The organism is Streptomyces sp. MST-110588 (assembly GCF_022695595.1).
GTDB lineage: Bacteria > Actinomycetota > Actinomycetes > Streptomycetales > Streptomycetaceae > Streptomyces.
This window is the reverse complement of sequence record NZ_CP074380.1, coordinates 5,849,621-5,875,004: the sequence shown is the minus strand read 5'-3', so window position 1 is coordinate 5,875,004 and position 25,384 is coordinate 5,849,621. Positions and strand designations below refer to the sequence as shown.

20 protein-coding genes and 2 pseudogenes are annotated in these 25,384 nt (G+C 70.8%); 11 read left to right on the top strand and 11 right to left on the bottom strand.

What is annotated here, in order from left to right; all coding sequences use genetic code 11:
* Positions 1–85: 85 nt before the first annotated feature.
* Both KGS77_RS25690 and KGS77_RS25685 read left to right on the top strand, forming a co-directional pair.
* Positions 86–553 (top strand): annotated as a pseudogene (locus KGS77_RS25690) (TerD family protein); the annotation flags it as partial.
* Positions 554–810: 257 nt separating this feature from the next.
* Positions 811–1,329 (top strand): hypothetical protein, encoded by a 519-nt coding sequence (locus KGS77_RS25685; RefSeq protein ID WP_242585406.1) that lies wholly within the window; start codon positions 811–813, stop codon positions 1,327–1,329.
* 343 nt (positions 1,330–1,672) lie between these two features.
* Here the strand turns inward: KGS77_RS25685 and KGS77_RS25680 are convergent, their stop codons facing one another.
* From KGS77_RS25680 to KGS77_RS25655, 6 genes are all read right to left on the bottom strand, one after another.
* Complete coding sequence (locus KGS77_RS25680) at positions 1,673–2,407, bottom strand: Tellurium resistance (RefSeq protein WP_242585404.1); 735 nt, start codon at positions 2,405–2,407, stop codon at positions 1,673–1,675.
* A 98-nt stretch (positions 2,408–2,505) separates the two neighbouring features.
* A complete protein-coding gene (locus tag KGS77_RS25675; RefSeq protein ID WP_242585394.1) occupies positions 2,506–3,657 on the bottom strand; it encodes a DUF475 domain-containing protein in 1,152 nt (383 codons plus the stop codon).
* Between the two features lie 53 nt (positions 3,658–3,710).
* Entirely contained in the window at positions 3,711–4,286 is a 576-nt protein-coding gene (locus KGS77_RS25670) for a TerD family protein (protein ID WP_242585392.1), read from the bottom strand.
* Positions 4,287–4,397: 111 nt separating this feature from the next.
* Positions 4,398–4,973 (bottom strand): TerD family protein, encoded by a 576-nt coding sequence (locus KGS77_RS25665; RefSeq protein ID WP_030597448.1) that lies wholly within the window; start codon positions 4,971–4,973, stop codon positions 4,398–4,400.
* Between the two features lie 349 nt (positions 4,974–5,322).
* A complete protein-coding gene (locus tag KGS77_RS25660; RefSeq protein ID WP_242585390.1) occupies positions 5,323–5,781 on the bottom strand; it encodes a peroxiredoxin in 459 nt (152 codons plus the stop codon).
* A gap of 296 nt (positions 5,782–6,077) precedes the next feature.
* A complete protein-coding gene (locus KGS77_RS25655; protein ID WP_242585387.1) occupies positions 6,078–6,509 on the bottom strand; it encodes a DUF3052 domain-containing protein in 432 nt (143 codons plus the stop codon).
* Positions 6,510–6,979: 470 nt separating this feature from the next.
* On the opposite strand from KGS77_RS25655, the gene aceE reads away from it, so the two are divergent.
* On the top strand, positions 6,980–9,712 hold the full coding sequence (gene aceE, locus KGS77_RS25650; RefSeq protein ID WP_242585385.1) for a pyruvate dehydrogenase (acetyl-transferring), homodimeric type: 2,733 nt from the start codon (positions 6,980–6,982) through the stop codon (positions 9,710–9,712).
* Positions 9,713–9,929: 217 nt separating this feature from the next.
* Here aceE and KGS77_RS25645 read toward each other — a convergent pair whose 3' ends face one another.
* Positions 9,930–10,391, bottom strand: a complete 462-nt coding sequence (locus KGS77_RS25645) for a peptidase inhibitor family I36 protein (protein ID WP_242587681.1) — start codon at positions 10,389–10,391, stop codon at positions 9,930–9,932.
* A 530-nt stretch (positions 10,392–10,921) separates the two neighbouring features.
* Complete coding sequence (locus KGS77_RS25640; protein WP_242585383.1) at positions 10,922–12,526, bottom strand: MFS transporter; 1,605 nt, start codon at positions 12,524–12,526, stop codon at positions 10,922–10,924.
* Between the two features lie 115 nt (positions 12,527–12,641).
* Between KGS77_RS25640 and KGS77_RS25635 the strand changes: the two genes are divergently transcribed.
* From KGS77_RS25635 to KGS77_RS25605, 7 genes are all read left to right on the top strand, one after another.
* On the top strand, positions 12,642–13,394 hold the full coding sequence (locus tag KGS77_RS25635; RefSeq protein ID WP_242585382.1) for a TetR family transcriptional regulator: 753 nt from the start codon (positions 12,642–12,644) through the stop codon (positions 13,392–13,394).
* A gap of 258 nt (positions 13,395–13,652) precedes the next feature.
* The gene (locus tag KGS77_RS25630) at positions 13,653–14,870 is read left to right on the top strand and encodes an alpha/beta hydrolase (RefSeq protein ID WP_242585380.1); all 1,218 of its coding nucleotides are present in this window, start codon (positions 13,653–13,655) and stop codon (positions 14,868–14,870) included.
* A 334-nt stretch (positions 14,871–15,204) separates the two neighbouring features.
* Positions 15,205–16,086, top strand: coding sequence for a DUF4429 domain-containing protein (locus tag KGS77_RS25625; RefSeq protein WP_242585379.1), 882 nt, complete (start codon positions 15,205–15,207; stop codon positions 16,084–16,086).
* Positions 16,087–16,390: 304 nt separating this feature from the next.
* Positions 16,391–17,923: a sensor histidine kinase gene (locus KGS77_RS25620; protein WP_242585377.1), complete on the top strand. Its 1,533-nt coding sequence runs from the start codon at positions 16,391–16,393 to the stop codon at positions 17,921–17,923.
* Complete coding sequence (locus KGS77_RS25615) at positions 17,920–18,600, top strand: response regulator transcription factor (RefSeq protein ID WP_242585375.1); 681 nt, start codon at positions 17,920–17,922, stop codon at positions 18,598–18,600. Before KGS77_RS25620 ends, KGS77_RS25615 begins: the two co-directional genes overlap by 4 nt.
* 275 nt (positions 18,601–18,875) lie before the next feature.
* Positions 18,876–20,042, top strand: a complete 1,167-nt coding sequence (locus KGS77_RS25610; protein WP_242585373.1) for an alpha/beta hydrolase — start codon at positions 18,876–18,878, stop codon at positions 20,040–20,042.
* Between the two features lie 144 nt (positions 20,043–20,186).
* Entirely contained in the window at positions 20,187–21,485 is a 1,299-nt protein-coding gene (locus KGS77_RS25605) for an acyltransferase (RefSeq protein ID WP_242585371.1), read from the top strand.
* A 219-nt stretch (positions 21,486–21,704) separates the two neighbouring features.
* Here the strand turns inward: KGS77_RS25605 and KGS77_RS25600 are convergent, their stop codons facing one another.
* On the bottom strand, positions 21,705–22,706 hold the full coding sequence (locus KGS77_RS25600; RefSeq protein ID WP_242587680.1) for an aldo/keto reductase: 1,002 nt from the start codon (positions 22,704–22,706) through the stop codon (positions 21,705–21,707).
* Positions 22,707–22,924: 218 nt separating this feature from the next.
* A pseudogene (locus KGS77_RS25595) lies at positions 22,925–23,359 on the bottom strand (MerR family transcriptional regulator); the annotation flags it as partial.
* A gap of 168 nt (positions 23,360–23,527) precedes the next feature.
* Here KGS77_RS25595 and KGS77_RS25590 point away from each other — a divergent pair.
* The gene (locus tag KGS77_RS25590) at positions 23,528–24,349 is read left to right on the top strand and encodes a serine hydrolase domain-containing protein (RefSeq protein WP_242585369.1); all 822 of its coding nucleotides are present in this window, start codon (positions 23,528–23,530) and stop codon (positions 24,347–24,349) included.
* A 283-nt stretch (positions 24,350–24,632) separates the two neighbouring features.
* Here KGS77_RS25590 and KGS77_RS25585 read toward each other — a convergent pair whose 3' ends face one another.
* Positions 24,633–25,322, bottom strand: a complete 690-nt coding sequence (locus tag KGS77_RS25585) for a pirin family protein (protein WP_242585367.1) — start codon at positions 25,320–25,322, stop codon at positions 24,633–24,635.
* Positions 25,323–25,384 lie beyond the last annotated feature (62 nt).

The following is a 25,384-nucleotide window of genomic DNA, read 5'->3' as shown; positions in this document are numbered from 1 at the left end:
GTACGGGTGTCCGGTGCCACGATCCGGCCACGCCGTCCGGCCCCCCGCGTTGTCCCTGCGACCTCAGGGAAGGCAGGATTGCGGCATGACGCACGCGATGCTGAAAGGGTCGAACGTACCCCTCGACGCCACGGTAGTACGGGCCGTACTGCGCTGGACCCCCGGTGCCGGTGTTCCCGATGTCGATGCCTCGGCACTGCTCCTGGGCAGCGACGGACGCGTGCGCTCCGACGAGGACTTCGTCTTCTTCAACCAGCCCCGGCACCCCAGCGGCCTGGTCCGGCATCTGCGCAAGACACATCTGGAGGACGGCGCGACCGACACCGATGCCGTCGAGGCGAACCTGTCCGCGCTGGACGCCTCGGTGGACCGGGTCATGCTCACCGCCTCCTCGGACGGTGGCGCCTTCGGGCTCGTACGGGATCTGCGCGTGCTGCTGTACGACGCCTCGGCGGGCGAGAGCGAACCGATCGCGGTCTTCGACGTGGTGCCGGACACGGGCGAGGAGACGGCCCTGCTCTGCGGCGAGCTGTACCGGCGCGCCGAGACCTGGAAGTTCCGGGCGCTGGGGCAGGGGTACGAAAGCGGCCTGGTCGGACTGGCCACGGAATTCGGGGTCTCGGTCGAGGAGGACGAGTCCTCGGGGGACGCAGCCGGGCCCGCCGCGGCCTCGCCCGCGCCGGAAGCCGCGTCCCCGGGGGCGGCGTCCCGGCGGGGGCGGCGTCCCCGGCGGGGGCGGCGTCCGGCTCCCCGCGGGAGGCCGCCGAGCCGGAACCGTCCACGCCGGGGGACCCCGACGCCACCCAGCACATGCCCGATCCGGCGGCGGACACCTCCGCGTCCACCGTGGCCCACGTTCCGCCGGCCCCGTCGGCGCCCCAGCCCGCCGGCCCGGTACCGCAGCCGGCGCCCGTACCGCAGCACGCGCCGGCGCCCTCGCCGGCGCCCCACCCGGCCACCGCGTACGCGCAGCCGCCCGTCTCCGCTCCCGTGCCGCAGCCCACGGGCGGCGGCTACGGCTACCCGCCGAACGTTCCGCCGCCGCCGTCCCGGCCACCGTCCCAACCGCCTGCCCAGCCCGCGTACGGCTATCCAGGACCTCCGCAGCAGCCTCAGGGGCCGCCGCAGCAGCCTTCGTACGGCTATCCGCAGCAGGCGCCGCAGTCACCGCCCACGCATCAGCCGCCGCAGATGTACCCGCCTCAGCAGCCGGCGTACCCGGGCGCGGGGGTACCGACGGGTCAGACGTACGGCTATCCGCCGGCGCCCCCGGTGCCGGACCCGAACTTCGTGCTGCCTCCGCAGGGTCCGCAGTTCCAGCACCGCTGAGCGGTCCTGCTCCTGCCGCAGGAGCAGGCTCCGGTCCCGGCTTACGGCCCGGCTTCGGTCCTGGCTTACGGCCCGGTTCGGCCTGCGGTCCGGTCCCGGGCCGGGCTCCCGGGCCCGGTCCGGGACATGGAGACCACCGCGGCCCACGGCCCGCCGATCGGCGCCGCATCGGGACGGCCCGCCGCTTCGGGGCGCCCTACCGCTCCAGAGCGCCCCGCCGGGCCTCGGCGCACCGCCGGGCCTGGGAGTCCCGCGGGACCTGGGCGTCCCGCCGCTTCGGAACGCCCTGCCGGGCGTGGGTGCCCATCACTCCAGGGCGTCCCGGTGCCGTCCTGTCCCGGTCTCAGACCTTGGACTTGTAGCCCCGGCCCCACTGGAGGCCCCAGCCGTACAGCCGGTCCAGTTCCGCCTGGAAGCCGTAGACGTACTTCACCTCGCGGCGCACGGTCATCTCGCCCTTGTTGTTCTCCAGCATGAACACCGCGCAGGAGCGGGCCTGCGGTGCGCGTTCGTCCAGCCCTATCTCCACCCGGGGGCCGTTGCTCGGGTAGAGCGTCACGACGGCGTGCGTACGGTCGAAGGCCGGAGTGCCGTCGTAGATGTAGACGAAGATCAGCAGTCGTTTGATCTCGTTGCGGTGGTCCATGTTGATGTAGAGCGTCTCGCCGGAGGGTGAACCGAACCGGTCGTCACCGCTGAGCTTCACGTACGGCGGGACATTGATGTCCCCCAGGAAGTTCCCGAGCGGCTGCACCACGCCCTTGGTGCCGTCCTTGAGCTCGTACAGGCAGGCCAGGTCCAGGTCGATCTTGACCACCGCCGGTCCCTGTGCCTGCACCACCTCCGGCTTGAACATCCGGCCCGGATGCCGCAGCAGTCCTCCCCTGGACTGCCCGGGCCGCCCGATGTCCGCGGCCCGCATCTGCCAGTGCAGGTTGACCCGCAGGTGCCCGGTGGCCGCGCCCTGCTTGCTCAGCGAGACCACGGGATTCCGCTTCGTCAGTTCGACCACATGCGACGCACCGCCGCCGTCGTACATCGGCGCCCCACCGCGCCACCAGTTCCCCAGGAACGACACCCTGCCCACCCCCTTGATCGCCGGAACCACAGCGGGGCGGCCACGGGGAGAGAACCCCGTGGCCGCCCCGCTGAAAGCGTTCCTCAATCAGACCCTCGTCACACTCCGGATGAGACTTCCGACTTCGGCCGGGAGCTCTCTCCCGGCTTTCCCTGGAGTCTGTTCCTGCGTACGGAGGACAGGAAGGACAGGCCGATCAGGACGACACCGACCAGACCGGTGATCACCTCGTTGATCTCGTACTTGATCGTGGCGAGCAGGATGACCGCCAGGGCGCCGATCGCGTAGTGCGCGCCGTGCTCCAGGTAGACGTAGTCGTCCAGGGTCCCCTTGCGGACGAGGTAGACCGTCAGCGAACGGATGTACATCGCACCGATGCCCAGACCGAGAGCCATCTCGAAGATGTCGTTGGTGATGGCGAACGCACCGATGACACCGTCGAAGGAGAAGGAGGCGTCGATGACCTCCAGGTAGAGGAACATGAAGAACGCGGCCTTGCCGGCCAGGCCCACGGCCGCGCCGGTGCCGTTCTTCTTCGCCGCGGAGCCCGACGACGCGGCGGCTGCCTCGCCGTCCTCGTCCTCCTCGTCCTCGACCTCCTCCAACTTGTCCTCGAAGTAGCCGGAGACACCGCCCACGATCAGGTACGTGAGCAGACCGGCGACGCCGGACAGCAGGACCGTGGCGCTCTTGTCACCGCCGCCGTGCGCGACATCGGTGGCGACCGTCATCGACGCGACCAGCAGCACGATCAGCGCGACGATCACGGACAGCATGTCCAGCTTGCCCATTTTGGCCAGCGGCTTCTCCAGCCAGGCCAGCCATTTGTGTTCCCGCTCCTCGAAGATGAAGTCGAGGAAGATCATGAGCAGGAACATGCCACCGAAGGCCGCAATGGCGGGGTGGGCGCTCGTGACCAGTTGCTCGTACTGCGGTTTGTCGTTGATCGCCAGCTTGACCGCTTCGATCGGCCCCATCTTCGCGGTGACCGCGACGATGACGACGGGAAAGACCAGCCGCATGCCGAAAACGGCAATGAGGATGCCGACCGTCAGGAAGATCTTCTGCCAGAAGGCGTTCATCTTGCGCAGGATTCCCGCGTTGATGACCGCATTGTCGAACGAGACCGAAATCTCCAGGATGGACAGGATCCCGACAATCGCGAGCCCCTGCCACCCCCAGAGGACGCCGGCCAAGGCCAGACCGGCCGCCGTGATGGCGAACGACCAGCCAAAGGTTTTCAGGAGCACTGCCTACCCAATCCCTCGTTGTGTGGGTCCCCCGCGCGCAGCGCGCGGCGCCTTTACGAAACGTTGACCCCGAAGTCTAGAGCGATGCCCCGCAGACCTGACGCATACCCCTGGCCAACGGCCCGGAACTTCCACTCCCCGCTGTAGCGATAAACCTCACCGAAGATCATCGCCGTCTCGCTGGAGGCGTCCTCGCTGAGGTCGTAACGGGCCAGCTCACTGCCGTCGGCCTGGTTGACGACGCGGATGAATGCGTTGCTGACCTGGCCGAAGCTCTGCCCGCGCAGATCGGCCTCATGAATCGAGACCGGGAAAATGATCTTGTCGACCTGCGGTGGGACCTTGGTGAGATCCACCAGGATCGATTCGTCGTCCCCCTCGCCCTCACCGGTGAGATTGTCACCGGTGTGTTCGACGGAACCTTCGGGACTGGTGAGGTTGTTGTAGAAGACGAAGTATTCGTCCCCGAGCACACGCCCCGACTGGCACAGCAGCGCGCTGGCGTCGAGGTCGAACGGCGCTCCCGTGGTGGAGCGCGCGTCCCAGCCCAGGCCGACCATGACCTGGGTGAGATTCGGAGCGGCCTTGGAGAGGGAGACATTGCCTCCCTTGGCGAGCGTGACGCCCATGTTGTTCGCATCCTCCCCGGTGACGGTGGTGCTGTGTCGTGCTCAAGCGCGCCCGGCGCCGCACTCCCCCGGCAGGGGGCGTACGGCGCCGGTCACGGAAAGCTGCTCCGGTCAGACGTTGACGCCGAAGTCCTGCGCGATGCCGCGCAGCCCCGAGGCGTAGCCCTGGCCGATGGCCCGGAACTTCCACTCCGCGCCGTTGCGGTACAGCTCGCCGAAGACCATCGCGGTCTCGGTCGAGGCGTCCTCGCTCAGGTCGTAACGGGCCAGCTCGTTGCCGTCCGCCTGGTTGACCACGCGGATGAAGGCGTTGCGCACCTGGCCGAAGCTCTGCTGGCGGTTCTCGGCGTCGTAGATCGACACCGGGAAGACGATCTTGGCGACATCGGCCGGGACGGCGGCGAGGTTCACCTTGATCTGCTCGTCGTCGCCCTCACCCTCACCGGTGATGTTGTCACCGGTGTGTTCGACCGAGCCGTCCGGGCTCTTGAGGTTGTTGAAGAACACGAAGTTCTGGTCGTTGGCGACCTTCCCCTGGTCGTTCGTCAGCAGGGCGCTGGCGTCCAGGTCGAAGTCCGTACCGGTGGTGGTGCGCGCGTCCCAGCCCAGACCGACGACGACCGCGGTCAGATTGGGGGCTTCCTTCGTCAGCGAGACGTTGCCGCCCTTGCTGAGGCTGACTCCCACGAGTCCTCCCATAGATTCGAGGGGTACGTAAAGCTTTGCGCCCCCATCGTGCATGGCATCGGATCAACGATTTGATCCTAGTGACCGGTTCCCACCGATTACAGATACCGGCGGCGGATGTCGGACATCCGCGCGACCGGCCCGTCCGGAGCGCCACGGAAAACCGGTCACTTCACAGGTTCCGCGCGTTCCACGGGTTCCGCGCGTTCCATGAATGCGCAGGCGTTGAACGCGCAGGCGCTCCGTGGACCGGCCCCGCGCGGCCGGCGTTCGATCCCGCGGGACCGGCCCCGCTCCCGGGAGCGGGTTCGGTCCCGCGGACTCAGGGGGATGAAGGCGCTCCGCGGTTTCAGAGGTTCTGCAGTGCCTTCACGTATTCGTTGAGGTCACGTGCGTCGGGCAGGCCGTTGACGACCGTCCAGCGGACCACGCCCTCCTTGTCGATGATGAAGGTGCCGCGCACCGCGCAGCCCTTTTCCTCGTCGAAGACGCCGTACGCCCGCGACACCGCGCCGTGCGGCCAGAAGTCCGACAGCAGCGGGTAGTCCAGGCCCTCCTGCTCGGCGAAGATCCGCAGGGAGAACGGCGAGTCGTTGGAGACGGCCAGAAGCTGTACGTCGTCGTTGACGAACTTGGGCAGCTCGTCACGGAGCGCGCACAGTTCGCCGGTGCACACGCCGGTGAAGGCGAAGGGGTAGAAGAGGAGCACGACGGCCTTCTCGCCCCGGAAGTCGGAGAGCTTGACCAGCTCGCCGTGCTGGTTCTTCAGCTCGAAATCCGGAGCCTTCGTGCCGACCTCGATCGCCATGGGGGTGCTTCCCTTCCGCTCTCGCTCAACAGATGCACCCCAACCCTACGCGCCGTGCGGCGCGCGCCGGGCGCCCCTCCGTACGCCCCCGAGCTCCCCTCCGGAACCGGGCCGGAAGAGACGTCCGTACGCACCCGGCCGACCCGCCCGGACACAGGTGGCTCCGCAAGAGCGCGGCCGGCCCTCAAGGACACGGCCGACTCCGCACGGCGCGGCCGGCTCGTGCGGGCACGGCCGCCGGGCCCCGGGGCCGGGGGGCCTGAGCCCCCGGGCGCCGGGGCCCTGGGCGCCGCGATTCAGCGCTTGACGGACTTCGGCGTGACCAGGCGGCTGCCGGTCCAGTCCTTGCCCGCGTTGATGCTCTTGGTCTGGGTCAGGCCGGCGGTCCGCGCGGCCTCGTTGATGTCGCTCGGTTCGATGTAACCGTCGCGTCCGGTCTTCGGAGTCATCAGCCAGACAGGGGCGCCCTCGTCGATCAGACCGATGGCGTCCACCAGCGCGTCCGTAAGGTCGCCGTCGTCGTCCCGGAACCACAGCACGACGACGTCGGCCACGTCGTCGTAGTCCTCGTCGACGAGATCCTGGCCGGTCACGGCCTCAATACCTTCGCGGAAATCCTGCTCGACGTCGTCGTCGTAGCCGATCTCCTGGACCACCTGCCCGGGCTCGAACCCCAGCCTGGCGGCAGGGTTGGTCCGCTCCTCCGCGTGGTCCGCGGTCGCGCTCACGGATTGCCTCCTGTCATGTTTCGGAAAATGCCTTTGACCCCGCGCGTGCGCGGGGCATTGGGCGTAGTCCACACGGGCAGGGCGGATCGCGCAAGTACCCGGCGGCCGAGACCGTCGAAACGGTGACGTTTACCGCCGTCTCGCCGCAACTACGACTCCATCGGGGCAGCCGGAAGTGATTCACACCACAGCGATCTGTCGGGTTTGTGGGGTAGTCGCGCGCGACTGGGCCCTTTGGGGGGCCGTGGCAGCCCTGTAGAGGCTTTCGGTGATCGCACAGCCGTACGCCAAGCACATTCGACATGGGCGTATGGTTGCGATTTGGCCGACCTGAGAAATCGGCCTTTTCAGCGCCCGTCTCTTAGGGGGTGGTTACCCACCGGTAGAGATGACGTAGCCCGGTGACTCGGTACACGATGGAAGACGGCGCGACACCAAGGCAGAGCATTACCGAACAGCGAAGGAACAGCGTGGCTTCCGGATCCGATCGCAACCCGATCATCATTGGCGGCCTTCCCAGCCAGGTCCCGGACTTCGATCCCGAAGAGACCCAGGAATGGCTCGACTCGCTCGACGCAGCCGTCGATGAGCGAGGCCGGGAACGTGCCCGCTACCTCATGCTGCGCCTGATCGAGCGAGCCCGCGAGAAGCGCGTGGCCGTGCCCGAGATGCGCAGCACGGACTACGTGAACACCATCGCGACCAAGGACGAGCCGTTCTTCCCCGGCAACGAGGAGATCGAGCGCAAGATCCTGAACGCGACCCGGTGGAACGCGGCCGTCATGGTCTCCCGGGCCCAGCGCCCCGGCATCGGCGTCGGCGGTCACATCGCCACCTTCGCCTCTTCGGCCTCCCTGTACGACGTGGGCTTCAACCACTTCTTCCGGGGCAAGGACGAGGGCGACGGCGGCGACCAGATCTTCTTCCAGGGCCACGCCTCCCCCGGTGTGTACGCCCGCGCCTTCCTGCTCGACCGGCTGAACGAGAGCCAGCTCGACGCCTTCCGCCAGGAGAAGTCCAAGGCCCCCTACGGCCTGTCCAGCTACCCGCACCCGCGGCTGATGCCGGACTTCTGGGAGTTCCCGACCGTCTCGATGGGCCTGGGCCCCCTGGGCGCGATCTACCAGGCGCGGATGAACCGCTACATGGAGGCGCGCGGCATCGCCGACACCTCCAAGTCGCATGTGTGGGCCTACCTCGGTGACGGCGAGATGGACGAGCCCGAGTCGCTCGGCCAGCTCTCCCTTGCCGCTCGTGAGGGCCTGGACAACCTCACCTTCGTCGTCAACTGCAACCTGCAGCGCCTGGACGGTCCGGTCCGCGGCAACGGCAAGATCATGCAGGAGCTGGAGTCGCAGTTCCGTGGTGCCGGCTGGAACGTCATCAAGCTGGTCTGGGACCGTAGCTGGGACCCGCTGCTCGCCCAGGACCGCGACGGCATCCTGGTCAACAAGCTCAACAGCACGCCGGACGGTCAGTTCCAGACGTACGCCACCGAGTCCGGCGCGTACATCCGTGAGCACTTCTTCGGTGACGACCACCGCCTGCGCGCGATGGTCGAGAACATGACCGACCAGCAGATCCAGCACCTGGGCCGCGGCGGTCACGACCACAAGAAGATCTACGCGGCGTACGCGGCGGCCAAGGCGCACAAGGGCCAGCCGACCGTGATCCTGGCGCAGACCGTCAAGGGCTGGACGCTCGGCCCGAACTTCGAGGGCCGCAACGCGACCCACCAGATGAAGAAGCTGACGGTCGAGGACCTCAAGCGCTTCCGCGACCGGCTGCACCTGCCGATCGCGGACAAGGAGCTGGAGGACGGCCTGCCGCCGTACTACCACCCGGGCCGCGACTCCGAAGAGATCCAGTACATGCACGACCGCCGCAAGGCGCTGGGCGGTTACGTGCCGACCCGTGTCGTGCGCAGCAAGCCGCTGCAGATGCCGGACGACAAGACGTACGCGGGTGCCAAGAAGGGCTCGGGCCAGCAGAAGATCGCCACGACCATGGCGTTCGTCCGTGTGCTCAAGGACCTCATGCGGGACAAGGAGATCGGCAAGCGGTTCGTGCTGATCGCGCCCGACGAGTACCGCACCTTCGGCATGGACGCGTTCTTCCCGTCGGCGAAGATCTACAACCCGCTGGGCCAGGCGTACGAGTCCGTGGACCGCGACCTGCTGCTGGCCTACAAGGAGTCGCCGACCGGCCAGATGCTGCACGACGGCATCTCCGAGGCCGGCTGCACCGCCTCGCTGATCGCCGCCGGCTCGGCCTACGCCACGCACGGCGAGCCGCTGATCCCGGTCTACGTCTTCTACTCGATGTTCGGGTTCCAGCGGACCGGTGACCAGTTCTGGCAGATGGCCGACCAGCTCGCGCGCGGCTTCGTGCTGGGTGCGACCGCGGGCCGTACGACTCTGACCGGTGAGGGTCTCCAGCACGCGGACGGCCACTCCCAGTTGCTCGCCTCGACCAACCCGGCGTGTGTGGCCTACGACCCGGCCTACGGGTACGAGATCGCACACATCGTCAAGGACGGTCTGCGCCGGATGTACGGCGAGGACAGCGAGGACGTCTTCTACTACCTCACCGTCTACAACGAGCCGATCCAGCACCCGGCCGAGCCGGCGGGCGTGGACACCGAGGGCATCCTCAAGGGCCTGTACCACCTCAAGGCAGGCGAGAAGGGCCGGCACAAGGCCCAGATCCTGGCCTCGGGCGTGGCGGTGCCGTGGGCGCTGGAGGCCCAGCAGATCCTGGCGGACGAGTGGGACGTCAAGGCGGACGTCTGGTCGGCGACCTCCTGGAACGAGCTGCGCCGCGACGCGGTGGAGGCCGAGGAGCACAACCTGCTCCACCCGGAGGAGGAGCAGCGCGTTCCTTACGTGACGCGCAAGCTCCAGGGCGTCGAGGGCCCGAAGGTGGCCGTTTCGGACTGGATGCGTGCGGTTCCGGACCAGATCGCGCGCTGGGTGCCGGGCACCTACCAGTCGCTGGGCGCCGACGGCTTCGGCTTCGCCGACACCCGTGGCGCGGCTCGTCGCTTCTTCCACATCGACGCGCAGTCCATCGTCCTCAGCGTGCTCACCGAACTCGCCAAGGAGGGCAAGGTCGACCGCTCGCTGCTCAAGCAGGCCATCGACCGGTACCAGTTGCTGGACGTCGCGGCGGCGGAGGCCGGCGAGGCGGGCGGCGACGCCTGACGCGCCACTGACGCGCTGACGTGCGGGGCGGCGCCTTGTCCGCCCGCCGTACGACGGGTCCACGCGGTTTCTGTACGCCGTGTCCCCGGCCGGTTCACCGGTCGGGGACACGGCGTTTTCCGCTACGGCTGCCGGGGCCACCGGTTCGGTTTCGCCGCCGTGGTCGCGGTCGCGGCTCCTTCCCGTCCTGAGGTACGGGCGGGGCGGGCACCTCCTCTCAGCTCTCCCAGACCTTGAACGCCCTTACCTGGTACGGGGACTGGGGCACCCAACTGCCTCCGCCGGGATAGGTGTCGAACTCCCCGGTCTCGGCGCACTCCGCGCTCTGGTAGGTGGTGACCGGCCGTCCGGTGCGGTTGGCGAAGGAGGCCGCGGGTCCGGCGGTGAGCGGGACGCAGCTCTCGATGTCGGTGTCGGACAGTTCGTACGTACGCCGGGTGCCGCCGAAGTCCGCGGCGGTCCACAGGCAGAACTGACCGGTCGCGCAGTCGCCGGAGGCGGGACCGCGACGGCCGGGCGGCCCCGCATGCGCGGGTGCCGTGGCATGCGCGGGTGCCGTGGCGTGCGCGGGTGCCGTGGCACCCGTGGGTGGTGTGGCGTGCGCGGGTGGACCGGCGAGCGCTCCGGCGGCCAGTGCCGCGGTGCCGGCGACGAGTGCGGTGAGGTGGGACGTACGCACAGGAATCACTCCCCCGTGGAGTTCGGCGAGGTCGGCCCGGGGCGGGCGGTTGCCCGCGGCGGGTTCGGGACCGAGCCTGGCGAGAGCGCGCCGCACCTGCCAAGACCCGCCCGGCAGGGCCCACCCTGATAGGCGACGGGCCCCCGCCGCCGCGCCAAAGGAATTGCTTTCGCCCATTGTTGACGTTTCCGCGGGCGCGGGCCGCCGGCGCCGCCCGCCGTGCGGGCAACGGCTTCCGGCCGCGTTCCGCGCCCGCCGACGCCCCGCTCGCAGCCTCCGTACGCCCGGTGCCGGATTCACCCGGACGGGCTAGAGTCGGGCCGGACCGGACCGGGCTGTCGTAAGGCTGTGACGGGCCGGTCGATCCGGTTGGTTTCGAGCCGGGTTGACGCCTCTATCAGGGCAGACGGCTCATGCAGCGGATGCAGCGGCATACGAAACGGCGCGCGGCCGTCCGGAGGGGTGAGCCTCCGGACGGCCGCGCGCCGATGGAGCCGCCGGTCGGGCAGCGGCGGGGCGGGGCGGGGGCGTCAGATGTGGCCGACGCCCGCGCCCGCCTCCGCGTTGCTCCCGCGCTTGGTGAACACCGCGACGAGGGCCGCGACGATCGCCACCCCGCAGGCGACGGAGAAGGCCAGGCCCATGCCCGACACGAACGTCTCGTGGACGGCCTTGTTGATCCTGGACAGGATGTCCGGCGTCATGTGCGGCGCCTTGGCGACCTGCGGCGGCACCAGGCCCAGCTCGGCCGCGGCCTTCAGGGCGGGGTCGGGCGCGCCCGGGAGCCCGGCCTTGGTCCAGTTGCCGGCGAGGTCCGAGCCGACCTTGCTGGACATCACGGCGCCCAGCACGGCCGTACCGAGGCTGCCGCCGACCTGCATGGCGGCCTGCTGGAGGCCACCGGCGACACCGGACAGCTCCAGCGGGGCGTTGCCGACGATGACCTCGGTGGCGCCGACCATCACCGGCGCCAGGCCCAGGCCCAGGAGGGCGAACCAGACGGACATCGGCAGCGTGCCGGTGTCCGTCGCCAGGGTGGTCATGCCGAACATCGCGACGGCGGTGAAGATCATGCCGCCGACCAGCGGGATGCGCGGACCGAACTTGGTGATCAGCGCGCCGGCGACGGGTGAGGCGACGATCATCATGGCGGTGAGCGGCAGCAGGTGCAGACCGCTGTCGACCGGGCTCATGCCGTGCACGTTCTGCAGGTAGAAGGTGACGAAGAACAGGCCGCCCATGAAGGCGAAGGCCATCAGCACCATCAGGATCGTGCCGGCCGTGAGCGGCACCGAACGGAACATCCGCAGCGGGATGAGCGGCTCGCGGACCTTGGTCTCCAGGATGGCGAACAGCACGAACAGCATCACGGAGCCACCGAGGAAGCCCCAGGTCCTCGCGTCGCCCCAGGTCCACTCGCCGGCCTTGATCAGGGCCCAGATGAGGCAGAACATCGCTCCCGAGAGCAGCACGATGCCCGGGATGTCGAAGGAGCGCGGCGCGTTCTCGGCGCGGTGGTCCTTGAGGATGACCAGGCCCAGGACGAGGGCGAGGATGCCCACCGGTACGTTGATGAAGAAGACCGACTGCCAGTTGACGTGCTCGACGAGCAGTCCGCCGACGATCGGGCCGCCGGCGGTGGAGGCACCGATGACCATGCCCCAGATGCCGATGGCCATGTTGAGCTTCTCGGCCGGGAAGGTCGCGCGCAGCAGTCCCAGCGCGGCGGGCATCAGCAGGGCACCGAAGATGCCCTGGAGCACACGGAAGACGATGACCAGCGTGACATCGCTGGACAGTCCGATGGCCCCGGAGGCGGCGGCGAACCCGACGACACCTATGAGGAAGGTCTGGCGGTGCCCGAAGCGGTCACCGAGCTTGCCGGCCGTGATCAGGGAGACGGCCAGGGCCAGCAGATAGCCGTTGGTTATCCACTGGACGTCGGCGAGGGACGCCTTGAGGTCCTGTTGGATGGCCGGGTTGGCGATGGCGACGATGGTGCCGTCGAGGGCGACCATCATGACGCCGATCGCGACGGAGAAGAGGGTCAGCCACGGATGGCCCCGCAGTCCCTTGCGGGGCTCCGGTACGGAAAGGTCCGGCGCTGCGTTGGCAACCGGGGTCTGAGAGCTCATACCTTGAGGCTAATGTCAGCCACTGACAGTTGACAAAACAATTCATGAGTCGGTAACTGTCATTTCGCTCACAGGTATTCTGAGCAGCGGCAATGAATCAGGAAGGCGGCGCAGGATGGCGAGCCCGACGCCGCGTACGGCGACCCCGGAAGCCCTCGACCGCTCCGAAGAGGCCGAATCCCCGGAAGAATCCGGCCCTGGCCCCGAGGCCGGGACCGGCACCGGTTCCGGCAAGCAGCCGGGCGGGCTGCGCGAGCGCAAAAAGCAGCGCACCCGTGACGCCCTGGTCCGCGCGGCCCTTGAGCTGTTCACGCGCCAGGGTTACGAAGAGACGACCGTTGACGAGATCGCGGAGGCCGTCGACGTCTCCCAGCGGACGTTCTTCCGCTACTTCGCCAACAAGGAGCAGGTCGTCTTCGCGGTGCACGACATGGTGGACAAGCGCGTCCTGGAGGAACTGCGGGCCCGGCCCGCCGACGAGGCCCCTCTTGAGGCGCTGCGATGCGCCGCGATGGAGGTGTGGGACGGGGCCCCGGCCGTGATCGAGTCGGTGATCCCCCTGGAGCTGCACATGCGCTCGTACCGGATGATCGAGTCGACGCCGGCGCTGGTCGCCGCGCATCTGCGCCGCTTCTCGGAGCTGGAGGAGCAGATCGCCTGCATGATCGCCCGGCGCGAGGGGCTGGACGTGGAAGCCGACCCGAGGCCGCGGGTGGTGGTCGCGGCTTTCAGCGGGGTGATGCGGGTCGCCGGGAAGCTGTGGGGCGAGGGGCAGGACTGCAGCATGGAGTCGATCCGCCGGCTCACGACGACGTATCTCGACCACATCCGGCCGGCCATCGCGGAGGACTGGCATACCGGACGATGAGCCGCCCGGCCGCCTTTGGCCGGTTACAGCCGTCTTTGGCTGATTACAGGTGCTCGGGGCTCTTCATGAGCACACCAGATCTTGCGTGTTCCCGTGTGTCCTCCTGTGCCCTCCTGTGTCCTCCTGAGACCGTTTCCGCACGTCTGAGCGTTGCGCCACGCCGACACGTGTCCGATCCACCGCAAATGACCGCCCTGAAACGTGATAAGACTCACGCGATGCGCAGGTGCCCTTCGTCTTCTCCTAGGGTGGCCCGCGGTGACTTCCTTTCCGGGGCTCGGCGCTCCCCCCTTCAGCTTTCTGCAGTCCACCGCATGGCGTATGGCCCTCGCTCTGTTGGTGGTGTTCGTCATGCTCGCCTGTACCGGCTGGACGGCCGTCAGAGGCGCCAAGGACACCGGCGACCCACTGGGTGCCGCGCGGGCAGCATGGAGACACGCCTCCTTCCACGGGCGCCGGCTGCCCGACCCGCAGGCCGCCCCCGGCGTGCAAGCGGCCTTCTACGCCTCCCTGAGCCGTACGGACCGCGACACGCTGGCCGCCCGCTACCCGCTGGTGGTCGGCAACACGGGCGGCGCCCCGGTGGAGCTGCGCTACCGCGCCAACCGCATCGCCCTGGAACAGGCGCGCGTCATCACGCAGCGGCGGGCGACCGACCAGCGGCTCACCCCGGTCGGCCGGCAGGACGCCCGCCGCCTGGCGCACCGCTTCGACTCGCTCAAGGCCCCGGACCGGCAGATCCTCGCCTTCGACCCGGCCGGTGGCGGGCGGGCCGCGGAGGTGTTCGGGGACCTTGCGCACGCCCGCCGGGTCTCGGTCGTGGTCCCCGGCGTGGACACCAATCTGGGGAATTTCGAGCGCACCGTGCGGGCGACGTCCGCTCCGTCGGGCATGGGGCGCTCGCTGTACGACGCCGAGCGCGCCGTACGCCCCGACGCCCGTACGGCCGTGATCGCCTGGGCCGACTACACCGCGCCCGCCGGAATCGGGATGGGGGCCGCGACCGGGCACCTCGCCGCGGTCGGTGCGCTGCGCCTCCAGGCGCTCGTCCGCGCGCTGCCGACGACGACCGGCGTCTCGCTGTTCTGCCACAGCTACGGGTCCGTGGTGTGCGGGGTGGCCGCCCGCGGGCTGCCGGCCAACGTCACGGACATCGCGGTGGCGGGCAGCCCCGGGATGCGGGCGGACAACGCCGCCGCGCTGGGTGGCCGGGCCCGGATCTGGGCGATGCGGGACGCGGACGACTGGATCCAGGACGTTCCGTACCTGGAGGTCGGCGGGCTCGGCCACGGCGCCGACCCGGTCGGTCCGGCCTTCGGCTCGCGGGTGCTGTCCGCCGAGGGTGCCGTGGGGCACGCCGGTTACTTCACGCCGGGCACCCGCAGTCTGCGCAACTTCGCGCTGGTGGGGGTCGGTACGCCCGGTGCGGTGGACTGCGCGGCGTACGACCGCTCCTGCGCGGCGGACCTGGCCTGAGCGACGGGCCGGGACCCGCGCCGGGTCCGGTCGGCGTGATGGGCCGGATACGGCCGGCGCGGTGGGTCGGGTAGGGGAACGGGCCGGTCCGGGCGACGATGATGTCCGGCGGTCCGGTGATGTGGTGGTCCGTCGGTGTCAGGGACACGCTTACGGGCCGGGCCGCAGTGCCGTCAGGGACGGCGTCCGGGTGACGTCAGGGTCGATTCAGGGGTGAACGCGAAGACCGGGCCGAGTGCGCGACGGCGTACCGGGGCAGGTAAGGCGTGACGCGCGTAGCGCACGGCGTACGGAAGGGGGGACGGGCGGGCGACCGCCGCATACGATGAGCCGCATGGGTGATGTGCTGGCCGGTTTTCACGCCGTCTGGGAGTTCGACACGGACTCCGTACTCATCCGCTTCGAACGGGGGATCCGCAGGCCGAAGCTGTTCCAGGCGCTCGGCGAGCGACGCATCCCGTACGAGGCGCTGAGGTCCGTCGAGCTGTCCGCGGGCAGACGCGGCACCGTGGTGCTGCACGCCGTACCGCGCCCGGGCGCCGACCCGCTGATGGAGGCCGCGGCCGGGCAGCTCAAGGAGGACGCCGACCCCTACCGCCTGGTACTGCCGGCCGAGCGCGAGACGCTGGCCGAGTACTACGCCGACGAGCTGCGCACCGCGCTGGGACCGGCCGCCTCCTCGCCCGCGGACCGGCACCTGGTCGCCGCGCCCGAACCGCCGCTGCACTTCAAGGCGTACGACGGCAAGGCGTCCTTCGACGGCAGCTCGGTGGCCTTCCGCTGGTTCTGGACCGGGGCGTCGTCCGCGAAGTGGAAATGCGGGGACCAGAGCTTCCCGGTCGGCGAGCTGGCCGGGGTGGAGTGGCGCTCGCCGGAGGTCTTCAACGGCCATCTGCGGCTGCTGGCGCGCGGCTCCGACGGCCGGACGCCCGGCGAGGCCGACCAGGACCCCGCCGCCGTCGTCTTCGGCCTCGGCTACGGCCCGGTCCATGAGTCGCTGCCGTTCGCCGCCGCGGTCCTCCAGGCCGTACGGGCCGCCGGTCCGGCCCCGGAGGCGACCATACGTACGCCGCCGGTGCGGCCGGCCGTGGAGGCCCGCCGGGACCCGGCCGACATCGCCGACCGGATACGCCAGCTCGGGGAACTGCACGAGGCGGGGCTGCTGACGGACGACGAGTTCAGCGCGAAGAAGGCGGAGCTGCTGGCCGAGCTCTAGTCAGGCGGGACAGAGCCCGGGGTGAGTTGATCGCCCGGGGCGGACGGGGGAGCGTTGCGTGGATGCTGGGAGCAGGGGTGCCGTGGGCCCGAGGGTCCATTGTCGTTCCGGGCCGTCGGTCCGTGGTGTCACGCCGAGGGGCCGGCCGCGATGTCATACCGGAGTGTCATACCGGGGTATGACCACGGGACCCGGACTCCGGTGTGACGCCGGAGCCGCGGTGGCCGCTTACGCTGACCGGGCGATGTCCACACCACTGCCTCCTTCCGGAGCCTCCCCCACCTCGTCCCCGGCCCGTCGGCGCATGGCCCACGCGGGCCGCACAGCACTGAGGGCACTGCGTGCGCTCGCCGACGACCTCGGCACGCCGACCGGCAGCGGCGAGCCGCTCCTCGGCTCGGCCGGCAGCCGCTGGCTGCGCCTGCTTCCGTACGTCGTCGCTTTCCTCTTCGCCGTCTCGCTGCTGCCCACCACCATCACCGTCTTCATCCATGACTACGGCATGGCCCCGGCGCTGGCCGGGGCGTTCGCCACCGCGCAGACCGCCCCGCTGCTGCTCTCGGTCACCCGGCCGCTCCAGGCATGGTGGGTGGTCTTCGGAGCCGACGTCATATGCGCTGTCGTGCTGGGCGGTCTCTCCGGCACCGCCGGCCGCCCCTGGCCATGGCCGCCCACCGTGGTCATCGGCTATCTCGCCCTGATGCTGGCCCTGTCGCTGCGCGAGCGCCGCCGTACGCTGGTGGCCGTCTGGCTGCTGACCGGCGCGGTCGGCGCCGTCCTGGAAGAGTTCTGGCCGGTCCGCAGCGTCGGCACCTGGCTGCTGCTGTTCGTCCTCACGGGCGTGGTGCTGCTGGTGGGCGGCACCTTGCAGGAGCGCCGCGACGCCCAGCGCAGGCTCGCCGAGCAGGAGAACATCAGCGAGGCCGAACGGGCCCGCCGCACCCTGCTGGAGGAGCGTGCCCGTATCGCGCGTGAACTGCACGATGTCGTCGCCCACCACATGTCGGTGATCACGGTCCAGGCCGACAGTGCGCCCTACAGGATCAGCGGGATACCGAAGGAGGCGCAGGAGGAGTTCGGCGCCATCGCCGCCACCGCGCGCGAGTCGCTGGCGGAGATGCGCCGGCTGCTGGGCGTGCTGCGCAACGAGGAGTCCGAGCGCGCGGGCGGACCGGAGAAGACGCCGCAGCCGGGCCTGGACCAGGTGCCGAAGCTGGTCGAGGGGACGGTACGGGCAGGTGTGCCGGTGGAGCTGACGCTGCCACGGGAGCCGGTGGAGCTGGAGCAGGCGGTGGAGCTGTCGGCGTACCGGATCGTGCAGGAAGCGCTGGCCAACGTGGTACGGCACGCTCCGGGCGCGCAGACCCGGGTATCGGTCACCCTCACCCCGGACCGCGGGCACCTGACCGTACTGGTCGTCAACTCCGCGCCGCCCCGGCCCTCCGCGCCTTTGGAGACCACCGGCACCGGGCACGGCCTGGTCGGCATGCGCGAGCGCGTACGCCTGGTGGACGGCACCTTGGACACCGGCCTCCTGCCCGACGGCGGCTTCCGTGTCGCGGCCCGCCTCCCCGTCGGCACACCGGTCACCGGACCGGTCACCGAACCGGTCATGGGACCTGCCGCGAAGCCCGGCGAAGGGCCTGCGACGGGGACCGCAGAAGGGCCCGCCACAGGGCCTGGGGCAGAATCTGCCGCAGAACCGGTCGCCGGGCCGGGGCCCGGGTCCGGGTACGGACCGGGATCCAGGTCCGGGTCCGGGTACGGACCGAAGTCCGGCCCCGGGTCCGGGCCGGCCGGCGCACCTGACACAGCAAAGGATTCCGACACCGCATGACCATCCGGGTGACCATCGTCGACGACCAGGCCATGGTGCGGGCGGGCTTCGCCGCCCTGCTCGCCGCGCAGAGCGACATCGACGTCGTCGGTGACGCGCCGGACGGCCTCCAGGGCGTCGAACTGAGCCGTCGCGTCCACCCCGATGTGGTGCTGATGGATGTCCGTATGCCCGAGATGGACGGGCTGGAGGCGGCCCGGCAGTTGCTCGACCCGCCCATCGGCGTCAGCCACCGCCCCAAGGTGCTGATGCTGACGACGTTCGACGTCGACGACTACGTGTACGAGGCGCTGCGCGCCGGCGCGTCCGGCTTTCTGCTCAAGGACGCGCCGCCCGCCGATCTGATCTCCGCCGTACGGGTCGTGGCGGCGGGCGAGGCGCTGCTCGCGCCGTCGGTGACCCGGCGGCTGATCGCCGACTTCGCACGTCAGCGCCCCAAGCCCCGCAAGGACCGGGCCTCGCTGCGGCTCAACGGCCTGACTCCGCGCGAGACCGAGGTGCTGGAGCTGATCGCCCGCGGTCTGTCGAACCAGGAGATCGCCGGCTCGCTGGTCCTCGCCGAGCAGACGGTGAAGACCCACATCGGACGCGTGCTGGCCAAGTTGGACCTGCGCGACCGCGCCCAGGCCGTGATCTTCGCGTACGAGTCGGGTCTGGTGTCGCCCGGCGAGCGGTGAGCCCTCAGTTCTGAGCGCCCCCGCGGCGGCCCGCAGCCACCCGTGGGGTGCCGGCCGCCGCCCGTGGGGCGCTGACCGCCGCCCGTGGGGCGCTGACCGCTGTCCGCCGACCGCCCCGCCTCCGGACCGGGAAGACGGCTCCTTCCAAAGGACGAGCGGGACACGGACCCCCTACCCCGGTATGACAAGGCAGTTGGCTCCGCGGTGTGACGCCGCGTCGGACATCGTCTCCTTACCTTCCCTCCGCCACACCGACGGAAGAGGGAGACAACACCATGTCCTTGCTGCGGGTCCTGACCCGGCGCGGTAAGCGCACGCTGGCCGCCGCCGCGCTCGCGGCGGCGGTCGTCGCCGGTACCGGCGGCTGGGCCGCGGGGACCGCGCAGGAAGCCGTCACCGGGCCCGCGCCCGGCGCCGCGTCCTGGCGCGCGGACCACTCCCTGGGCCGCCCGCTGCCCGACCCGGCGACCGCCGCGCCGCGCGATGTCGCCCGCTTCTTCGCCTCGCTGACGGGGCCGCAGCAGCGGGACCTGGCGGCCCGTCACCCCTTGACCGTCGGCAATCTGGACGGCGCCCCCGTCGCCCTGCGGTACGCGGCCAACTCCCGCGCGATCGAGCAGGAGCAGCGGCAGCAACTGGCCCGCGCCACCGACCCGGCCGACACCGCGGAAGACCACCAGGAGGCACGCAAGCGGGCGGACCGCTGCGCCGCGCTGCTCTCCTCCGGCCGCCACATCCTGGCCTTCGACCCGCGCGGCCGGGGCCAGGTCGCCGAGGTGTACGGGGACCTGACGGCGGCACGGCGTACGGCCGTGGTCGTCCCCGGCTCCGACATCGATCTGACCTCCTTCGACCGGACGACGGATGCGTACGGAACGCCGTCCGGCATGGCCAGGTCGCTGCGCGCGCAGATGACCGCCGACGCGCCCGGCACACCCACCGCAGTGATCGCCTGGGCCGGTTACACCACCCCCGTCGGCCTCGGCCCGGATGCCGCCACCGGCCGCCTGGCCGAGGCCGGCGCCCCGCGCCTGGCCCGCTTCCTGTCCGGTCTCGCAGCCGTCAAGGCCCCGGCCCCCGCCGTGCTGTGCCACAGCTACGGCTCGGTCGTCTGCGGTCTGGCCGCACCGGAACTGGACCGGGGCGTACTGGGTGACCTGGTGGTCTTCGGGTCGCCCGGGATGCGTGCGGACAGTGTGACGCAGTTGCACACCGGCGCCCGGGTGTGGGCGGCCCGCGACGCCTCCGACTGGATCGCCCGCGTCCCCCACGTCGAGTTCCTGGGGCTGGGGCACGGCGAGGACCCCACCGGCCCGGACTTCGGCGCCCGCCGGGTCTCCGCGGACCGTGCGGAGGGCCACACCGGCTACCTCGCGCCCGGCACGGACTCCCTGCGCAGCTTCGCCGCCATCGCCCTGGGCCGCTACGCCGACGTGCGCTGAGCACGCGTACGACCCCGCGCCCGCTCCGTACGCCCGTACCCGTACGGCCCGTACCCGGACTCGTACCCCGTACGGCCCGTACCCGCACCCGTGCTCCAACGACCGGCCCCTTGACCGTCCGCCCTCACCCATCAGGGAAGCCCGATGACCACCACGCACCCGGCCCCACGCCCCGCCGTCCGAGCCACCAGCCGCCCCGCCACCCGACCCGCCGCCCGCGTCACAGGCATCCCCAAGGCCGTACGGTCAGCCGTCCGCGCCATCGAGGACCGCACCCCCGCCCACCGCGACCGCGCCGTCGACGGGCTGCGCGCCCTGGCCCTGCTGGCCGTGCCCGTCGGTCACTGGATGCTGGGCGGCTTCACCCTGGACTCCGGCGGCGCGCTGCACAACGCCAGCCCGCTGAGCACCTTCGCCGCCCTCGCGCCGGTGAGCTGGGTGCTGCAGATGCTCGGCATCTTCTTCCTGGTCGGCGGCTACGCCTCCGTACTGTCCTACCGGCGCGCCGCCGCACGCGGTGAGCGGACCGGTGCCTGGCTGCGCGGCCGGCTCGCGCGTCTGGGCCGCCCCGTCCTCGGCGTCACCGCCACCTGGGCGGCCATGGTGCCCGTCCTGTACGCGCTGGGGGTCCCCGAGGCCACCCTGCGGACGGGGGCGACCCTGGTCGTCCAGCCGCTGTGGTTCGTCGGCGTCTACGCGGTGATCACCGCGCTGACGCCGCTGTGCTCCCGGGCCGCCCGCGCCATGGGCGTGTGGTCCGCGGCGCCCCTGCTCGGCAGCGTCGCCGTCGTGGACTTCCTGCGGTACGGCCCGTACGCGGACGCGATGCCCTCCTGGCTGAGCCTGCTCAATCTGCTGCCCGGCTGGATGTTCGCCTACCAGCTCGGCGTCTCCTGGGGGCACGGCAGGCTCGGCCGGCCCGCCGCCCGGACTCTGCTGCTGGGCGGCGCCGCCCTGTTCGCCGCGCTGCTGCTCTTCTTCGACTACCCCGCGAGCATGGTCGGCGTGCCCGGCCAGGACCGTACGAACTCCCACCCGCCGTCGCTGCTGGTCCTGGCCCTGGCCGCCACCCAGTGCGGCGCCGCGGTCCTGCTGCGCGACCGCGTCGCCGCCCTGCTGCAGCGGCCCGCCCTGTGGGCACCGGTGGTGATCATCAACCTCTCGGCGATGACGATCCTGTGCTGGCACCAGACCGCCATGCTCTCGGCCGCCGCCCCCGTCTCGTTCCTGGGCGCGGTGCCGGGCCTGACCACCGCGCCGGACACCGTCGGCTGGGTTCTGGCCCGGCTGGCCTGGATCCCGGTCCTGGCGCTCGCGCTGGTGCTCATCGGGCGGGTGACCCGGCGGTTCGAGGCGCCGTGGACCGGGGTGACGGCGGTACGGCGTGCCCTGGCGGCCGTACTGGCCATGGGCTTCGGGGCGTTCGCGCTGGGGCTGGCATGACATGAGAGGCGAGCGAGCACAGGCGCGGACAGCCGAACGCAGGCGCGGGCAGCCGGTCACAGGCCGGGGAGCCGGGCACAGGCACGGACAGCCGGGCACAAGAACGGACAGCCGGGCACAGGCGCGGGCAGCCGAACCAAAGCCCGGCTCCCCGCGCCTCCCCGCATCACCCCCGCCCCACTTCACCCTCGCCCCATCGCTTGACCCCCGCCCCGCCGACTACTCCCGCCCCGCCGAGGTGAGCGTCATGTCCGCGTAGCGCGCGCCCGCGACCTGGGAGGCGATCGGCTCCAGCAGAGCCAGCTCGGCCTCGCTCAGCTCGATGCGGGAGGCGGCGGCGTTCTCCTCCACGCGGCTGCGCTTGCGGGTGCCGGGGATCGGTACGACGGGCAGGCCGTGCACCCGCGCCTGGTGGTGGACCCAGGCCAGCGCCACCTGACCGGCCGTCACCCCGCGCTCCTGGGCGACCTGCCGTACGGGGGCGAGCAGCGCGGCGTTGGCGGCGGCGTTGTCACCGGTGAAGCGCGGCTGCAGACGGCGGAAGTCGTCCGTACCCAGTTCCTTGTCCGCGCTGACGAACGAGCCGGTCAAGAAGCCCCGGCCGAGCGGCGAGTACGGCACGAAGCCGACGCCCAGCTCACGCGCGGCGGACACCACGTTCTCCTCGACGTCCCGGCTGAACAGCGACCACTCCGACTGGACCGCCGCGATGGGGTGCACGGCCTGCGCCGCGCGCAGCTCGCTGCCGGTGACCTCGCTCAGGCCCAGGTGCTTGACCTTGCCCTCGGCCACCAGCTCGGCCATGGCTGCGACCGTCTCCTCTATGGGGACGTTCACATCGCGCCGGTGCATGTAGTACAGGTCGATCTCGTCCACGCCCAGGCGCCGCAGGCTCGCCTCGATGGCCTGGCGTATGTACGGACGGTCGTTGCGCAGGGTCCGCTTGGTCGGGTCCTGCGGGTCCACGGCCAGCGCGAATTTCGTCGCCAGGACGACATCCGCGCGGTGGGCCCGCAGGAACGGCGCGAGGAATTCCTCGTTCGCCCCGGCCCCGTACATGTCGGCGGTGTCGAAGAGGGTGACGCCCAGCTCCAGTGCACGCTCCAGCGTGGCCCGCGCCTCCTGCGCGTCCGTCGGCCCGTACGCGGCGCTCATACCCATGCAGCCCAGGCCCTGCACGCCGACCCGCGGCCCGCCCTTGCCCAGCTCCACCGTCTCCATCACGTTCGCACCCACGCCGCTTCCGTCGCTCACGCCACTCCCGCCGTTGTCTTCCGTGCTCATATGAATCCCAGGCCCCTCGGACTCTTCCGTCAGGCGCTTTCGTACGCCGCCTGTCGCGTCTGTTGTGTCTGTGCTGATGTCCGCGTCTGTCGTGAAGTACCGCCGTATGCCGCCCCGTACGAGACGCTCTCGTGCATCTCCCGCCGCTCGCGCTCCCGGCGGGCGTCGGCATAAAGGTCGATCTTGAAGTCGAGGAGCTCCAGCGTGCTCCCCAACTCGGCGATGCGCTGCCGTACGTCCTCGCGGTGCGCGGTCAGCAGCTCCTCCCGCTCGGGGTAGGTGTGCTCGCCGGCCCGCACCAGTTCGGCGTAGCGGACCATGTCCGCCACCGACATCCCGGTCAGCCGCAGCTTGCTGACGAGGTCCAGCCAGTCCAGGTCGCGGTTGCTGAAGCGCCGCTGTCCTGTATGCGTACGGTCCACGTGCGGCATCAGCCCGATCCGCTCGTACCAGCGCAGGGTGTGCGCGCTCAGTCCGGTGTGCTCGGCCACCTCGCTGATCGTGTACCGGTCCTGCCCCTCCGGGCGCGGATGTGTGACCCTCCCCATGCACCTGACGAGCCTCGTCGGTCCCGCTTGTGTCACCGTCATGCCGTGCCTCCCGAGTACGCCGGATCCCTCACGGCCGCCGCATCCGCCGCATCCATCGCATCCGCCGCGACCGCCGTGTCTGTCACGACGACTGCAACGCTAGAGACCTGGAGTGCACTCCAAGCAAGCGGAGTCTTGACGCAATCTTGGGAACGTTAGGCTCGCCGTATGGAGAGCTTGCGGATGATCGAGAACTGGCCGGTACCGACCGCGGCGGCAGCGGTGGTACGTGCCGACGGCACGACAGCCGGAACGTACGGCCCCCAGGAGCACCGTTTCCCGCTGGCGTCCGTCACCAAGCCGCTGGCTGCCTACGCCGCGCTGCTCGCCGTCGAGGAGGGCGCCGTCGAGCTGGACGAGCCGGCCGGCCCGGCGGGCTCCACGGTCCGCCACCTCCTCGCCCACACCTCGGGTCTGGCTTTCGACGAGGACCGGCTGATGGCCGAGCCCGGCACCCGCCGCATCTATTCGAACGCCGGCTTCGAGGCCCTGGGCGACCACATCGCCAAGGCCACCGACATCCCCTTCCCGCAATATGTGCGCGAGGCGGTCTTCGAGCCGCTGGGCATGACCGCGACCGACCTGCCGGGCTCCCCCGCCAAGGACGGCGTCTCCACCGTCGCCGACCTCACCCGCTTCGCGGCCGAACTGCTCGCGCCGCGCCTGCTCGCGCCGCAGACCCTGGCCGAGGCGACCTCGGTGGTCTTCCCCGGCCTGACCGGCGTACTGCCCGGATACGGCCACCAGAAACCGAACGACTGGGGCCTGGGCTTCGAGATCCGTGACTCCAAGGAGCCACACTGGACGGGGGCCACCTCCTCGCCGCGCACCTTCGGGCACTTCGGCCAGTCCGGCACGTTCCTGTGGGTGGACCCGGACGCGGGCGCGGCCTGTGTGGCACTGACCGACCGCGCCTTCGGCCCGTGGGCGATCGAGTCCTGGCCCCCGCTGACGGACGCGGTCATCACCGAACTGCGCGCCGAAGCCTGACGGAAGCCCCGAGGTCCGCCGCCCCGACGACGAACTCGCCCGGCGGACGAAGGTTCCCGAGGACCTGGAGTGCGCCGGCGAAGGAGTTCAACAGTAGGCCGCGTCTTTGGTCGCACGCTTCTTGAGGATGCCCTCGATGCCCAGGAGCGGGTATCCGGGTGGGCGGGTATCCGGATGGGCGGGTATCCGGATGGGCGGGTCTCGGTGAGGCCGGACCCGTCATGGCGTGACGGCGACCGCTCGACATCGTCAGGCAGCCGCGCCCCGAGACGCTCATACAGGTTCATCCGTACGTGGGTTCGGCACCCATCTCCCAGATCAGGCACTCCGCGTCCTCCTCCGCCAGTGCCTCCAGTCCCTTTGCGTCCGTGACGCGGGCGGCGTCCCCGGCCGTCAGCCGGCTGTCCTGCGGGACCTCGCCGCCGCCCAGGCGTACGGCACCGCGCACCACGTGCACGTACACCCGGGGCGCGTCGGGGACCGCGGACCGCTCGCCGCCGGCCAGGCGCCGGACGTGCAGCAGGGCGCCGGCACGCGGCAGGGCGTAGGGGGTGCCGTCGGCGATGCCGCGGACCACCTCGTACTCCGGCTGACCGCCGAAGACCGTGGGCGTCAGCCACATCTGCACGAAGCGCAGCGGCTTAGGGCCGTCGTTGCGCTCGACGTGCCGGACGCCGCCGGCCGAGCTGAGCCGCTGCACGTCACCGGGCCGTACGACCGTCGCACGGCCGGTGGAGTCGCGGTGCGTCAAGGTGCCCTCGATGACCCAGGTGACGATTTCCGTGTCCTGGTGCGGGTGCTCCCCGAAACCGGCGCCCGCCGCCAGCCGTTCCTCGTTGCAGGCGGTCAGCGCGCCGAAGCGGAGGTTGTCCGGGTCGTAGTGCGGGCCGAAGGAGAAGGCGTGCAGCGACTCGATGCCGACGTCCGCGTCCCCGCCCCGATAGCGTTCGTCGCCGCCGTGTACCTCGATCATTGGAGCCCTCCTCGTGCCACCCGCACCGGACACCGTACGGGGCCTGCGGCGGTCCACCGTAG

What these genes read in the sequence shown, in the direction of transcription:
- KGS77_RS25590 (WP_242585369.1), top strand. Translation starts at nt 23,528, where the DNA reads ATGGAGAGCTTGCGGATGATCGAGAACTGGCCGGTACCGACCGCGGCG.
- KGS77_RS25610 (WP_242585373.1), top strand. Translation starts at nt 18,876, where the DNA reads ATGTCCTTGCTGCGGGTCCTGACCCGGCGCGGTAAGCGCACGCTGGCC.
- KGS77_RS25660 (WP_242585390.1), bottom strand. Translation starts at nt 5,781, where the DNA reads ATGGCGATCGAGGTCGGCACGAAGGCTCCGGATTTCGAGCTGAAGAAC.
- KGS77_RS25615 (WP_242585375.1), top strand. Translation starts at nt 17,920, where the DNA reads ATGACCATCCGGGTGACCATCGTCGACGACCAGGCCATGGTGCGGGCG.
- KGS77_RS25605 (WP_242585371.1), top strand. Translation starts at nt 20,187, where the DNA reads ATGACCACCACGCACCCGGCCCCACGCCCCGCCGTCCGAGCCACCAGC.
- KGS77_RS25600 (WP_242587680.1), bottom strand. Translation starts at nt 22,706, where the DNA reads ATGGAGACGGTGGAGCTGGGCAAGGGCGGGCCGCGGGTCGGCGTGCAG.
- KGS77_RS25640 (WP_242585383.1), bottom strand. Translation starts at nt 12,526, where the DNA reads ATGAGCTCTCAGACCCCGGTTGCCAACGCAGCGCCGGACCTTTCCGTA.
- KGS77_RS25685 (WP_242585406.1), top strand. Translation starts at nt 811, where the DNA reads ATGCCCGATCCGGCGGCGGACACCTCCGCGTCCACCGTGGCCCACGTT.
- KGS77_RS25585 (WP_242585367.1), bottom strand. Translation starts at nt 25,322, where the DNA reads ATGATCGAGGTACACGGCGGCGACGAACGCTATCGGGGCGGGGACGCG.
- KGS77_RS25670 (WP_242585392.1), bottom strand. Translation starts at nt 4,286, where the DNA reads ATGGGCGTCACGCTCGCCAAGGGAGGCAATGTCTCCCTCTCCAAGGCC.
- KGS77_RS25635 (WP_242585382.1), top strand. Translation starts at nt 12,642, where the DNA reads ATGGCGAGCCCGACGCCGCGTACGGCGACCCCGGAAGCCCTCGACCGC.
- KGS77_RS25620 (WP_242585377.1), top strand. Translation starts at nt 16,391, where the DNA reads ATGGCCCACGCGGGCCGCACAGCACTGAGGGCACTGCGTGCGCTCGCC.
- KGS77_RS25625 (WP_242585379.1), top strand. Translation starts at nt 15,205, where the DNA reads ATGGGTGATGTGCTGGCCGGTTTTCACGCCGTCTGGGAGTTCGACACG.